Genomic DNA, 12,734 nt, shown 5'->3' with positions numbered 1-12,734 from the left:
TTTAACGGGCATACGGAGGAATTGGCCAATGAATTGCTCTTGGGCAAAATTGGCGGCGGCATGGTGGAGCAAATGCGACGCCAGGCGGGCAAGCCCCGTTTGGCGCGCCGCCAATCCGTTAAAATAGCGGCATTCCCCACTTTAGCCTTTATGCCATGACCCAAGACGAATTGAAGCAAGCCGTAGCCCGCGCCGCCATTGACTACGTGGTGGCCGGTGAAATCATCGGTGTCGGCACCGGTTCCACCGCCAATTTCTTCATCGATGAACTGGCCAAGATCAAGGACACCATCAAGGGCACCGTGGCGTCGTCCGAAGCGACGGCCGCGCGCCTGGCCGGTCACGGCATTCCCGTCTTCGACCTCAACGACGTCGAATCGATCGCCGTCTACATCGATGGCGCCGATGAAATCACGGCCAGCGGCGCCATGATCAAGGGCGGCGGCGCGGCATTGACGCGTGAAAAGATCGTCGCTTCCGTTGCCAAGCAATTTGTTTGCATCGCCGACGGCTCCAAGCTGGTCGAGACCCTGGGCGCCTTCCCGCTGCCCGTGGAAGTGATCCCGATGGCGCGCGCCGCCGTCTCGCGCCAGCTGGCCGCGCTGGGCGGCACGCCCCGTCTGCGCCTGAAGGCGGGCAGCACGGAAGCCTTCATCACGGACAACGGCGGCGAGATCATCGACGTGCTGGGCTTGCAGATCGCCGACCCGGTGGCGCTGGAACAGCAGATCAACCAGATCGTCGGCGTCATCGCCGTCGGCCTGTTCGCCGTGCGCGGCGCCAACGTTTGCCTGCTGGGCATGCCGGAAGGCGTGCGCACCCTGGCGTACTAAGGTGATCGCCGGCGTGCGCCGGCATTTGCACTTGTCTTACACGGCGGCCCCTTGCGGGTCGCTTGTCATGTGTACCGTCCGGTACACGGCCACGGTGCGCAGCAAGCCACCGAGGAAGAGGCCGCTGAAACAGCCGTAGGCGAGGCACACGGGCAGCATGAAGCCGGCCGCATGGGCGTAGGCCGGTGCGATGGACAGGGTCACGGCCACCGCATATTTCATGCAGAAAATACTCATCATCAGGATCAACGGCAGCCAGCTGCCGGGACGCTGCACGCTGCCGCGCGCGGGAATGGCCACGATGGCACGCGCATCGGTCAGCGACCAGGCCAGCGCCGCGCCGGCCAGCGCACCGGCCGCCCAGGCGAACGGCGCCATGCCGGTCAAGCCGAAGCTGCCCTGCACGCCGCTCAGCGACAGGGCCAGCATGACCAGGGGAATGATGCACAGTTTGCGCAAGGTCACTTCGCGCGCGCGGCTGGCCAGCACGCCGCGGTACACGAGGAAGCCCAGGATGGCCCAGACATACAGGGGAGTGTGGCTGAAGATTTGCTGCAACATGGTGTCCGCCTTTGGAGTGAGGTTGTCGATGGACGTACTGTGCCTGCACGCGGCGCGGGCGGCGAGCGGGGTGCGACGAAACGGGGAGGCGGTGCCGTGAAACGGCGGGGGAGGGCGTGAAACGCAGGGGAAACTGCCCGTGGCGCGGCGGCCACGGGCATTCAAGGCAAAAAACTTATTCCGTTGGTGGCACGTAGCCCATGGCGGCATCGGCGCCATCGCCGAAGAAATGTTTTTCCATCTGCGTGGCCAGGTATTTGCGGGCGCGCGCGTCGGCCAGGTTCAAGCGGTTTTCATTGACCAGCATGGTCTGGTGCTTGAGCCAGGCAGCCCAGGCTTCTTTCGACACCGACTCATAAATCTTCTTGCCCAGTTCGCCCGGGTACGGCGGGAAGTCCAGTCCTTCGGCTTCCTTGTTGAGTTTGATGCAGTGGATCGTGCGGGCCATCTGTGCTCCTGAATCAGTGTAGAGATAAAGCGTGATTATAAGGCACTTTGCGCCTGCCCTCGCGGCGCCATCGCGGCCCGGCCACGCGCCGTTTGCCGCGCCCTTGCGCGGGATCAAATTTGATCTGCGCCGCCCTAGCTAGTAAGATGCCTTATCGCGCCAGCCGCTGGCTGCGCCTCTTCCAAGCAAGTAGTAATAATTAACCAATATGGAATCCCTATGACCTCAGTGAAAGTCCATGGCATCGATGTCAGCAATACCGGCAGCTTCGCGCTGTTTGGCGGCATCAACGTGCTCGAATCGCGCGATCTCGCCATGCGCGCGTGCGAAGAATACGTGCGCGTCACGCAAAAACTGGGTATTCCCTATGTGTTCAAGGCCAGTTTCGACAAGGCCAACCGTTCTTCCATCCATTCCTACCGTGGTCCGGGCCTGGAAGAAGGCATGCGCATCTTCCAGGACGTGAAAGCGGCGTTCGGCGTGCCCGTGATTACCGACGTGCATGAGCCATGGCAGGCGCAGCAGGTGGCCGAAGTGGTGGATGTGCTGCAATTGCCCGCCTTTTTGGCGCGCCAGACGGATCTCGTCGTCGCCCTGGCGAAGACCGGTAAAGTCATCAACATCAAGAAGCCGCAATTCCTCAGCCCTGGCCAGATGGCCAATATTGTCGAGAAATTCAAGGAAGCGGGCAACGACCAGCTGATCCTGTGCGACCGCGGCACCTGCCTCGGTTACGACAACCTGGTGGTCGACATGCTGGGCTTTGGCGTCATGAAGAAAACCTGCGACGACCTGCCCATCATCTTCGACGTCACGCACGCGCTGCAGCAGCGCGACCCCGGTGGCGCCGCTTCGGGCGGCCGCCGCCAGCAAGTGGCGGACCTGGCGCGCGCCGGCCTGGCCGTCGGCATCGCCGGCCTGTTCCTGGAAGCCCATCCGGACCCGGACAACGCCCGCTGCGACGGTCCCAGCGCCTTGCCGCTGGACCAGCTGGAACCGTTCCTGACGCAATTGAAGGCGCTCGACGACCTGGTGAAATCGTTTGCGCCGTTGAACATCAAGTAATGGCAAGCAAGTAAAGAAAAAGCCCGGCATGCCGGGCTTTTTCTTAGCGTTGAACAAAATGGCCAGGGCAATGCAACAACGCCAAGGCCTTTTTGTGGAATGCGCTACAAGGTTTTAATTAATACTTGCGATTTGCGCTGCCAGTTATACATATGCTGGCGGTCCTTCGGCAGATCGTCGACCGTGGCGGGCACGAAGCCCCGTTTCTTGAACCAGTGCGAGGTGCGCGTGGTCAGCACGAACAATTTGTTCAGGCCGGCGGCGCGCGCGCGGTTTTCCATGTGTTTCAGGATGCGCTCGCCGTCGCCCTGGGCCTGTACTTCGGGATTGACCGTCAGGCACGCCATTTCCGCCATCTTTTGCGCGGGGAACGGGTACAGGGCGGCGCAGCCGAAGATGACGCCATCATGCTCGATGACGGAGAAGTAATCGATCTCGCGTTCGATCAGCTCGCGGCCCCGCTTGACCAGGGTGCCGTCCGCTTCCAGCGGTTCGATCAGTTTGATGATGCCGCCCACGTCTTCGATGGTGGCCTGGCGCAGGCTTTCCAGGTTTTCATGGCTGATCATGGTGCCCACGCCATCATGGGTAAACAATTCCAGCAGGGCCGAGCCGTCCATCGAGAAGGGCACGATGTGCGAGCGCTCGACGCCGTTGTGGCAAGCCTTGACGCAATGTTTCAAATAAAACGCCGTGGCGTCGGGCAGGAAGCCGGCCATCAGCACGGCTTCGGCCTGGTGCGACGACAGTTCGCGGATTTCCACGCCCGTGGCGTCTTCCATCATCGGCGTTTCGGTAATAAAGATCAGTTTGTCCGCGTGCAGGGCGATGGCGGCGCTGCAGGCCACGTCTTCCATGGTGAGATTGAACGCTTCGCCGGTGGGCGAGAAGCCCAGCGGCGAGAGCAGCACCAGGCCGTCGGAGCCGAGGATGGAGTGGATGGTTTCGGCGTCGACCTTGCGCGTGATGCCCGTCAATTCCAGGTCCACGCCATCGATCACGCCCAGCGGGCGCGCCGTGATGAAGTTGCCGGAAATGATACGGATGGCCGCATGCGACATGGGCGTGTTCGGCAAGCCCTGGCTGAACGCGGCCTCGATATCGAGGCGCAGCTCGCCAGCCGCCTCCTTCGCACATTCCAGTGCGGCAATGTCGGTGATGCGCACGCCATTGTGGAAACGGCCTTCGACATTGCGCAGGGCCAGTTGTTCCGCCACTTGCGGGCGCGAGCCGTAGACGACGGTGACATTGATATCCAGCGCATGCAGCAGGGAAAGATCATGGGCCAGCACCTGCAGCGCCCCGGCGCTGACGAGTTCACCGGGGAAGGCGACCACGAAGGTCTTGCCGCGAAAGGCGTGGATGTAGGGCGCGACGGAGCGCAGCCATTGGACGAATTGGGTAGGGTTTTCCATTAAGCGCATTATAATTCGCTGCGCGATGTGCGCGCTTAAAATACCTGTAAAAAACAATGTCTTCAGCCAGCAATAAGTCTTCCCCTCCGTCCAACGTTGCGAATGTGCCCGTTTCTGTGCCCGATTCCGCATCCGTTACCGCCTCTTCGCCTGCCGCCGCACCCGCGCCTGCGCAGGACCGCCGGCGTCCGCCCGTGAGCCAGCAACGGCCGGCGGGTCCGCGCGCGGAGCAGCCGAAAGAGCAACAGCGGCAGCAACAGCAGCAGCGCACAGGCGGACGTGGCGAGCATCCATCCCCGCCGCGTCCGCCGCGCGAGGGACAGGCGCCGCGCAATGCGCAGGCCAACCGGGAAAGTGGTGAAAGCCGCGAAGCCCGCGACGCGGCGCGCGCCGCGCGCGAGGCGGAAAAGGCGTTCCGCAATCCGCTGCCACCGATTACCTATCCGGAAGACTTGCCCGTCTCGGGCCGGCGCGCCGAAATCGCCAAGGCCCTGATGGAAAACCAGGTCATCATCGTCTCGGGCGAGACGGGGTCCGGCAAGACGACGCAGCTGCCGAAGATTTGCCTGGAACTGGGACGGGGCCAGAAGGGCATGATCGGCCATACGCAGCCACGGCGCATCGCCGCCTCGTCGACGGCCAAGCGCATCGCGCAGGAACTGGGCACGCCATTGGGCGAAACGGTGGGTTTCAAGGTGCGTTTTACCGATACCCTGAGCCGTGGCGCATCCGTCAAGCTGATGACGGACGGTATCTTGCTGGCCGAGACGCAGACCGATCCGTTGTTGAAAAATTACGACACCATCATCATCGATGAGGCGCATGAACGCAGCCTGAACATCGATTTCCTGCTCGGCTATCTGAAACAGCTGCTGCCGCGCCGGCCCGACCTGAAAATCATCATCACCTCGGCCACCATCGACGCCGAGCGCTTTGCGCGCCATTTCGGCACGCCGGAAAAACCGGCGCCCGTGATCGAAGTGTCGGGCCGTCTGTACCAGGTGGAAGTGCGCTACCGTCCCGTGGAACGCGAGCAGGTGGCCATGCCGGGTGCGGGCGCGAATGCCGACAAGCCGGGCCAGCGCACGGCCGCCGCGCGCGAAAAGCGCGACCTGATGGATGCCGTCGTCGATGGCGTGGAAGAGCTGTGCCGCATCGGCTCGGGCGACGTGCTGGTGTTCTTGCCGGGCGAGCGCGAAATCCGCGACTGCGCCGAAGCGCTGCGCAAGCATCACCCGCCGCACGTGGAAATCCTGCCCCTGTTCGCCCGCTTGTCGGCCGAGGAGCAGGAGCGCGTGTTCAAGACCAGCAATGCGCGCCGCATCGTGCTGGCCACCAACGTGGCGGAAACCTCGCTGACCGTGCCCGGCATCCGCTATGTGGTCGATGCGGGCCTGGCGCGGGTCAAGCGTTACAGCTACCGCAACAAGGTCGAGCAACTGCAGGTCGAGCCGATCGCCCAGTCGGCCGCCAACCAGCGCGCGGGCCGTTGCGGCCGCGTCGCCGATGGCGTCTGCATCCGTTTGTACGAAGAGCAGGATTATCTGCTGCGGCCGAAGTTCACGGAGCCGGAAATCCTGCGTTCCTCGCTGGCCGCCGTCATCCTGCGCATGAAGTCATTGCACCTGACGGACGTGGAAACCTTCCCCTTCATCGAGCCGCCGCTGGCGCGCGCGATCGCCGACGGCTATCAGCTGCTGCAGGAACTGGGCGCCGTCGATGAGGTCAACAAGCTCACGCCGCTGGGCAACAAGCTGGCCAAGCTGCCGCTGGACCCGCGCGTGGGCCGCATGATTTTGGCCGCGCTCGAGAACGCCTGTCTGACGGAAGTGCTGATCGTCGCCTCGGCCCTGTCCGTGCAAGACCCGCGCGACCGTCCGATGGAACACCAGCAGGCGGCCGACGAGGCGCACAAGAAATTTGCCGATGAAAAGTCGGAATTCTTGAGCTACCTGAAAATCTGGCGCTGGTTCGAGTCCGCCATCGAGCACAAGAAAACCAACCGCCAGCTGCAGGATAATTGCCGCACGAATTTCCTGTCGCAAATGCGCCTGCGCGAATGGCGCGACGTGCATTCGCAGCTGCTGACCATCGTCAAGGAACAGGGCTGGCGCCTGAACGAAGCGCCGGCCACCTACGACAACCTGCACATGGCGCTGTTGACCGGCTTGCTGGGCAATATCGGCTTCAAGGGCGAGGACGAGCCGGGCGCGGGGTATTTGGGCGCGCGCGGCATCAAGTTCCACATCTGGCCCGGTTCCTCGCTATTGAAAAAGCCGGGCAAGTGGATCATGGCGGCCGAGCTGGTCGACACGACGCGGCTGTATGCGCGCTGCGTGGCGCAGATCCAGCCCGAGTGGCTGGAAAAGGTGGGCGAGCACCTGCTGAAGAAATCGTGGGGCGAGCCGCGCTGGGAAAAACGCTCGGCGCAGGTGACGGCGTCCGAACGGGCGACCCTGTATGGCCTGGTGGTGTACAGCCAGCGGCGCATCAACTATGGCAACTTCAACTTGCCGGAAGCGCGCGAGATCTTCATCCGCGACGCCCTCGTCGGTGGCGACTTCGACACGCGCGCGCCGTTCTTTGCGCACAATCACAAGCTGATCAAGGACATTGAAAACCTCGAACATAAATCGCGCCGCCTGGACGTGCTGGTCGACGATGAGCTGATCGCCGCCTTCTACGACAAGCTGCTGCCGGCGGACGTGTGCAATGGCGCCGGTTTCGAGAAATGGCACAAGGAGGCCACGCGCGACAACCCGAAGCTGCTGTACCTGAACCGCGACGAGCTGATGCGCCACGAAGCGGCCGGCGTGACGACGGACCTGTTCCCGAAAACCATGTCCGTGACGGGCCTGGAAATGGGCTTGACGTACCATTTCGAGCCGGGCAGCGTGCGCGACGGCGTCACCTTGAGCGTGCCCCTGTATGCGCTGAACCAGTTGCCGCGCGAGCGCTGCGAGTGGCTGGTGCCGGGCATGCTGAAGGAAAAGGTGCATCTGCTATTGAAATCGTTGCCGCAAAAGCTGCGTCGCCACTGCGTGCCGCTGCCTGACTATGCGGCGAAATTCTGCGAGCGCGTGCATGCGGCGGGCGTGTTCGGCCGCGGCGACCTGGTCGACGCCATCATCGCTGACATCCGCGCGCAGATCACCATCAACGTGCTGACGACGGACTTCAAGCCGGAAACCTTGCCTGCCCATCACTTCATGAATTTCAAGGTGATCGACGAGCATGGCCGCCAGCTGGACATGGGCCGCAACCTGGCCACCCTGCAGGCGGAATTCGGCGGCCAGGCGCGCCAGAGTTTCCAGAAGCTGGCCGAAGTGTCGGGTGTGTCGGGCACGGGCACGCCCGGTGCCAAGGTGGCGGGCGCGCAAGTGGCGTCGCGGCTGCAGGCGCAGGCACAGGGAACCGTTGCCAACGCGGCGGCAGGCAAGGGCGGCGCGCCGGCCAAGGGCGCTGCCCCGGCCCCGGCGTCAAGCAATGCCACCGTCTCGCAGCACATGGGCTTGACGGGCTGGACCTTCGGCGAATTGCCGGAGTTGCTCGAAATCGTGCAAGGCAAGCTGACCCTGATCGGCTTCCCCGCGCTGGTCGACAAGGGCACGCATTGCGACCTGGAAGTGTTCGACGACCCGACCGTAGCCGCCCGCACGCACAAGGTCGGTTTGCGCCGTTTATTTGCGCTGCAGATGAAGGAGCAGATCAAGTACGTCGAGAAAAGCATTCCCGGCCTGCAGCAGATGGGCATGCAATTCATGGCCCTGGGGTCGCAGGAAGAGTTGCGCGAGCAAATCATCAACAAGGCGCTGGACATTGCTTGCTTGCAAGATCCGCTGCCGCTGGATGCCGTTTCGTTCGCCAAGCGCCAGGCGGAAGGCAAGTCGCGCCTGGTGCTGCTGGTAAATGAAATCGCGCGCCTGCTGTCGCAAGTGCTGACGGAATTCCACGGCTTGCCCAAGCGGCTGCAAAATATTCCCGCCGCGGCCGCCACCGATATCCAGGCGCAGCTGCAGGGCCTCGTGCATAAACGCTTCCTGACGGAAAACGAGTACACGCAGCTGGCGCACTTCCCCCGCTATCTGAAGGCGATCAACGTGCGCCTGGAAAAGCTGCGCGCCGACCCCGCGCGCGACACCAAGCTCATGGCCGAATGGCAATCGGCCGCCGCGCCGTATCTGCGCCAGGCCAAGGATCGCCAGGCCGGCAAGAACACGGACCCGAAACTGGTCGACTTCCGCTGGATGCTGGAAGAACTGCGCGTGTCGCTGTTTGCGCAGGAGTTGCGCACGCCGATGCCGGTGTCGGCCAAGCGCTTGCAGAAGGTATGGGAGTCGATGCAGCGCTAGGTTGGATGCAATCGGATCGGCTGGATGCCAGTTGCAAACAGGTCGGATGCAGGTGGTCGGATGCAGGTCGGATGTGGGGCGGCGCAGGTCGGATGTGGGTCTGATGTTGGACGGCGCAGGTCGGATTGGCGGGGCGTAGCCACGCGTAATCCGACAGCAGCGTTGGCGGGTGATGGGTGCTGGGTGGCGGCCAGCGGAGGGTATGGCTGGCGCTACTGGTGACTACGCCTGGCGTCACTGGTGACGTCGGATTACGCGGCTGCGCCGCTAATCCGACCTACGCCGACCTACGCCACCTGCAGCCCTACGCCACCCTGTGCCACGCTGTGCCACGCTGTGCAGCCCTGTGCCACCCTACGCCGCCCTGTGCCGCCTTACGCCGCCCGATCGGCCTTTACCTGACTTGCCCCTCTTCCTTCTGCTCGGATCACGTGCGCTTGTTCAAATCATCATCATCGCTGAGCGAGGAGCGCGAACCGAGGTCGCCCAGGTCGCCCTGGCCGCTGCCCATGCCGGCGCGGCTGCCGCTCATCGAGGTGCCGGACATGCTGCCTTCGCTGCCTGATTGCAGGCTGGCGCCGCCGCGCAGGTCGCTGCCGGACTGCATGCGGCTACCCGCCATGGCGCCGCTGCCATAGCGCATGCCGCTGCCGTAGAACGCTTCCATCTGCTGGTTCCACGCATCGCTGCCCATGTCGGGCCAGTTATTCTTGTCGAAGCCGGGCGCGTCTTTCAGCTGGCCTTTTTCCACGTTGAGCAGGAAACGCTTGTTGACGGGGTCCAGGGTCAGGCGTTCCCAGGGCACGGCGAACAGCTTGTCGCCCATGCCCAGGATGCCGCCGAAGGACAGCACGGCATAGGCGATCTGGCCGGTGCGCATGTCGAGCATGATTTCCTTGATGTCGCCCAGTTCCTCGTCGTTATGATTGTAGACATCGTCGCCGATCAGGGTGTCGGCACCCATCAAGGCCGGCCCCGGGCCGTCGTTGTTGCGGTACATGCCCAAGATGTCGCGGTCCAGATAACTCATGGTGGTCTCTCCTGTAAAAGTGGTGCGGATCGAGTCCCCAGATTAAGCATGTGCACGAGGTCGCGCTTGATCTGCCTCAATCGTGCCAGCGGCACTTTATAAGCGTGCAAACGTACGGTGCCGCAAGCCAAGTGCGGTACTCTATGCGTTCAACGGAGGAACCGCACATGCTGATGACGCAACGATGCAGAGGGATGAACTTGCGGTACGCTCCACACCGGCCAGTGTGCCTTTGTCCATGGTAAAGCCCGCAAGCAAGTGGCTGCGCGGGCTATTGCGCGCGGGGAAGGCGCAGCAGCGCACGGCAACCAGGCTGGCGAAGGTGCTGTTCGGCCCCGTGCCGGCGCCCAGGTCCAAGCCCCGCAGCAAGCCCGCCGCCAAGGCCGCCGCCAAGCCGCGCGCCAGGCCGGTCCGCGAAACCGTGGCGCGATCTGCCGTGCCCGCCTTGGTCCCCGCCCTGGGGCCCTTCGCCACGCCCCTGCCGCCACCGCGCGTGCGCAAGCGGGCATCCCCCGCGCCGGGCAAGTGGCTGGCGGCCCACTATGCGCCGCTGCCGGAACTGGGGCAATTGCCGGGCCGGCGCCTGTCCTATTTCCTGTATCTGCCGGACAAGCCGCCGAACGTGGCCATGCGCAGCCGCGGGCGGCCGCTGCTGGTGATGCTGCATGGCTGCGAGCAGAGCGCCACCCAGTTTGCCGAGGGCACGCGCATGAACCGGCTGGCCGAGCGCAAGGGCTATGCGGTGCTGTATCCGCAGCAATCGTTGCGTTCGCATGCGCGCCGCTGCTGGAAGTGGTACGACAAGCCGACGCAGGACGGCGGCGGCGATGCGCGCCTCATCGTCGGCGCCATCGAGCAGGTGGCGGCGCGGTATGCGATTGACCGCGCGCGTATCTATATCTGCGGCATTTCCGCCGGCGCCGGCATGGCGCATATCGTGGCCTTGAATCATCCCCATCTGTTCGCGGCGCTGGGCCTGCATTCGGGTCCCGTGTTTGGCGCCGGCCACAATCTGATCGGCGCGCTGCACGTGATGCAGCATGGCGCGGCCGCGCGCATGGATGCGGCCATCGATGAAGTGCTGGCGCGCCAGCCCGCCTTCCCCCGCCTGCCCACCATGCTGATCCAGGGCCAGTCCGACAAGGTGGTGCGGCCTGTTAACCAGACGCAGCTGGTGCGCCAGAGCGTGCGCGTGAACCGCATGCCGGCCGACACCGTGGTGACGGCGCAACGGCTGCCGGCCGGCGCGGCGGGCGGGCGCACGCCCGCGCACGCGTATGCGCTGCACGATTACCAGGTAGGCAAGCAGGTGCTGCTGCGCGTGGCGCAGGTCGAGCACCTCGAGCACGCCTGGAGCGGCGGCGACGCCAGCCTGCCTTTCAACGACAAGGCCAAGCCCGATGCCAGCAAGTTGCTGCTCGATTTCTTCGCCACCCAGCGCCGCGGATAAGCCGTTTCGCCACTGCGGCGTGGCAGGTACTGGTACGCATTCGGTACGCATTCCTCCGCTTTTCCTTCCCGCGCCGGCCCGGGCCGCGCGCGCTCCCGCCAGCGCGGCGGCACGCCGCCGGGCGCCGCGTTCCCGCCTGGCTGCCGCATGCGCCAGCATGGTGCATTGTCCGTAAGTGGTATTGCATAGGTATTTAAAAATAACAAAAACAGGTGCCAAAAATGCAAAGTGGTATACAATTGGTACACTTTTCAGTGCCAGAGTAGGCTTGCCGTGCCCCGCGCCGGCAGGGCGCCGGCATTGACGGCGTCCACCCACGTCACGGAATGCATCATGTCCATCAAGTCGAAACAGTTGCTGTGGTTTTTTGCTTTTTTTCTCGTCTTTGAACTGAATATCTATCTGTCCAATGACATGATCATGCCGGCGATGCTGGCCATCGTCGATGAGTTCCATGGGGAGAAAAAGTTCATTCCCCTGTCGCTCAGCCTGTATCTGCTGGGCGGCAGTTCGCTGCAGATTTTCCTCGGGCCGCTGGCCGACTACATCGGCAAGCGCAAGCTTGTCCTGACGGGCAACACCCTGTTCCTGCTGGCCACCCTGGCGGTGCCATTGAGCACGTCCATCGAGCAATTCCTGCTGGCGCGCTTCGTGCAGGGCATGGGCTGCTGCTTCGTCTTTGTCGGCTATGCCATGATCCACGAACTGTTCGACGACATGGCGGCCGTCAAGCTCAGCAGCATCCTGTCCAGCACCACCATCCTGGCGCCGCTGGCCGGCCCCATCCTCGGCAGCGCCATCATCAGCCAGCTGGACTGGCGCTATGTGTTTTTCCTCTCGGGCTTGCTGGCGCTGCTGTCCTTGCTGGGCTTGTTCAAGAGCATGCCGCGCACGCCGCCGACCCTGGCGCGTCTGGACCTTGCCGCCATCGTGCGCAGCTATGCGGCCATTTTCAGCAACGGGCGCTTCATGTTCGGCATGTTGACGGCCGGGCTGGCCACCGTGCCCCTGACGGCCTGGATCGGCTTTTCGCCCATCTTCGTGCTGCAGGAGATGGGGGCGTCGTACGCCACGTATATCGCCCTGCAATGCGTGATCCTGTCGGGCTTTGTACTCAGCAGCATCGCCATCCAGCGCCTGCGGCAGGATTTCCCCCTGGTCTCGCTGCTGCGCCTGGGCGGGCTGATCGCGGCCGTCGGCATGCTCGGTGCGGGGGCAGGCCGCCATCACGTCGATGTGTTTGCCGCCTGCATGTTTATCTATTCCATCGGCTTCGGCTTGTTCAACGGCGCCCTGATCCGCAGCGCCATCACGGCCAGCAAGGAATCGATGACCCTCACGACGGCCGCCATGAGCTTGCTGTACTGCATTTATTTGTCCGCCTGGCTGCAGCTGTACAACGTGCTGTGCCAGCGTTTCGGCTATGCGCTGGAAACGTATGCGCTGCTGAATATTCCCGTCATCCTGGTCATCGCGGCCTGCCTGCTGCTGTTTACGCGCGGCATGGCGGGACGCGGGGAAAGCGAGGTGCGGCTGGCCCGGCATTGATGGCGCAACGATGCGCGTGTTGTGGATGTGGA

At 63.7% G+C, this 12,734-nt stretch carries 9 protein-coding genes; 5 read left to right on the top strand and 4 right to left on the bottom strand.

The window, feature by feature from the left end; all coding sequences use genetic code 11:
* The first annotated feature begins 155 nt into the window (after nucleotides 1–155).
* Nucleotides 156–833 (top strand): ribose-5-phosphate isomerase RpiA, encoded by a 678-nt coding sequence (rpiA, locus tag BM193_RS04080; protein WP_092795579.1) that lies wholly within the window; start codon nucleotides 156–158, stop codon nucleotides 831–833.
* Between the two features lie 36 nt (nucleotides 834–869).
* Here the strand turns inward: rpiA and BM193_RS04075 are convergent, their stop codons facing one another.
* Together BM193_RS04075 and BM193_RS04070 are read right to left on the bottom strand one after the other, a co-directional pair.
* The gene (locus tag BM193_RS04075) at nucleotides 870–1,394 is read right to left on the bottom strand and encodes a DUF6622 family protein (RefSeq protein WP_092795576.1); all 525 of its coding nucleotides are present in this window, start codon (nucleotides 1,392–1,394) and stop codon (nucleotides 870–872) included.
* Between the two features lie 175 nt (nucleotides 1,395–1,569).
* A complete protein-coding gene (locus BM193_RS04070; protein ID WP_034750797.1) occupies nucleotides 1,570–1,842 on the bottom strand; it encodes an oxidative damage protection protein in 273 nt (90 codons plus the stop codon).
* 219 nt (nucleotides 1,843–2,061) lie between these two features.
* Between BM193_RS04070 and kdsA the strand changes: the two genes are divergently transcribed.
* Nucleotides 2,062–2,907 carry a 3-deoxy-8-phosphooctulonate synthase gene (gene kdsA / locus BM193_RS04065; RefSeq protein WP_070260419.1) on the top strand — a complete coding sequence of 282 codons (846 nt, stop codon included), beginning with the start codon at nucleotides 2,062–2,064 and terminating at the stop codon, nucleotides 2,905–2,907.
* 104 nt (nucleotides 2,908–3,011) lie between these two features.
* On the opposite strand, the gene argA is transcribed toward kdsA, so the two are convergent.
* Complete coding sequence (gene argA / locus BM193_RS04060; protein WP_046685875.1) at nucleotides 3,012–4,322, bottom strand: amino-acid N-acetyltransferase; 1,311 nt, start codon at nucleotides 4,320–4,322, stop codon at nucleotides 3,012–3,014.
* A 194-nt stretch (nucleotides 4,323–4,516) separates the two neighbouring features.
* Here argA and hrpA point away from each other — a divergent pair, with 194 nt between their 5' ends.
* On the top strand, nucleotides 4,517–8,674 hold the full coding sequence (gene hrpA, locus BM193_RS04055) for an ATP-dependent RNA helicase HrpA (RefSeq protein ID WP_092795574.1): 4,158 nt from the start codon (nucleotides 4,517–4,519) through the stop codon (nucleotides 8,672–8,674).
* Between the two features lie 427 nt (nucleotides 8,675–9,101).
* Here hrpA and BM193_RS04050 read toward each other — a convergent pair whose 3' ends face one another.
* Nucleotides 9,102–9,704, bottom strand: coding sequence for a PRC-barrel domain-containing protein (locus BM193_RS04050; RefSeq protein ID WP_092795572.1), 603 nt, complete (start codon nucleotides 9,702–9,704; stop codon nucleotides 9,102–9,104).
* A gap of 238 nt (nucleotides 9,705–9,942) precedes the next feature.
* Between BM193_RS04050 and BM193_RS04045 the strand changes: the two genes are divergently transcribed.
* A complete protein-coding gene (locus BM193_RS04045) occupies nucleotides 9,943–11,154 on the top strand; it encodes an extracellular catalytic domain type 1 short-chain-length polyhydroxyalkanoate depolymerase (protein WP_092795570.1) in 1,212 nt (403 codons plus the stop codon).
* A gap of 333 nt (nucleotides 11,155–11,487) precedes the next feature.
* Nucleotides 11,488–12,702 carry an MFS transporter gene (locus BM193_RS04040; protein WP_092795568.1) on the top strand — a complete coding sequence of 405 codons (1,215 nt, stop codon included), beginning with the start codon at nucleotides 11,488–11,490 and terminating at the stop codon, nucleotides 12,700–12,702.
* Nucleotides 12,703–12,734: the final 32 nt, after the last annotated feature.

The organism is Janthinobacterium sp. 344 (genome assembly GCF_900112025.1).
GTDB lineage: Bacteria > Pseudomonadota > Gammaproteobacteria > Burkholderiales > Burkholderiaceae_D > Janthinobacterium.
This window is presented reverse-complemented; position numbering and strand designations above follow the sequence as displayed.

Bases quoted from the DNA above. Each gene is read 5' to 3' on its own strand.
- BM193_RS04045 (WP_092795570.1), top strand. From the start codon at position 9,943: ATGGTAAAGCCCGCAAGCAAGTGGCTGCGCGGGCTATTGCGCGCGGGG.
- kdsA (WP_070260419.1), top strand. From the start codon at position 2,062: ATGACCTCAGTGAAAGTCCATGGCATCGATGTCAGCAATACCGGCAGC.
- BM193_RS04070 (WP_034750797.1), bottom strand. From the start codon at position 1,842: ATGGCCCGCACGATCCACTGCATCAAACTCAACAAGGAAGCCGAAGGA.
- BM193_RS04040 (WP_092795568.1), top strand. From the start codon at position 11,488: ATGTCCATCAAGTCGAAACAGTTGCTGTGGTTTTTTGCTTTTTTTCTC.
- rpiA (WP_092795579.1), top strand. From the start codon at position 156: ATGACCCAAGACGAATTGAAGCAAGCCGTAGCCCGCGCCGCCATTGAC.
- BM193_RS04075 (WP_092795576.1), bottom strand. From the start codon at position 1,394: ATGTTGCAGCAAATCTTCAGCCACACTCCCCTGTATGTCTGGGCCATC.
- argA (WP_046685875.1), bottom strand. From the start codon at position 4,322: ATGGAAAACCCTACCCAATTCGTCCAATGGCTGCGCTCCGTCGCGCCC.
- BM193_RS04050 (WP_092795572.1), bottom strand. From the start codon at position 9,704: ATGAGTTATCTGGACCGCGACATCTTGGGCATGTACCGCAACAACGAC.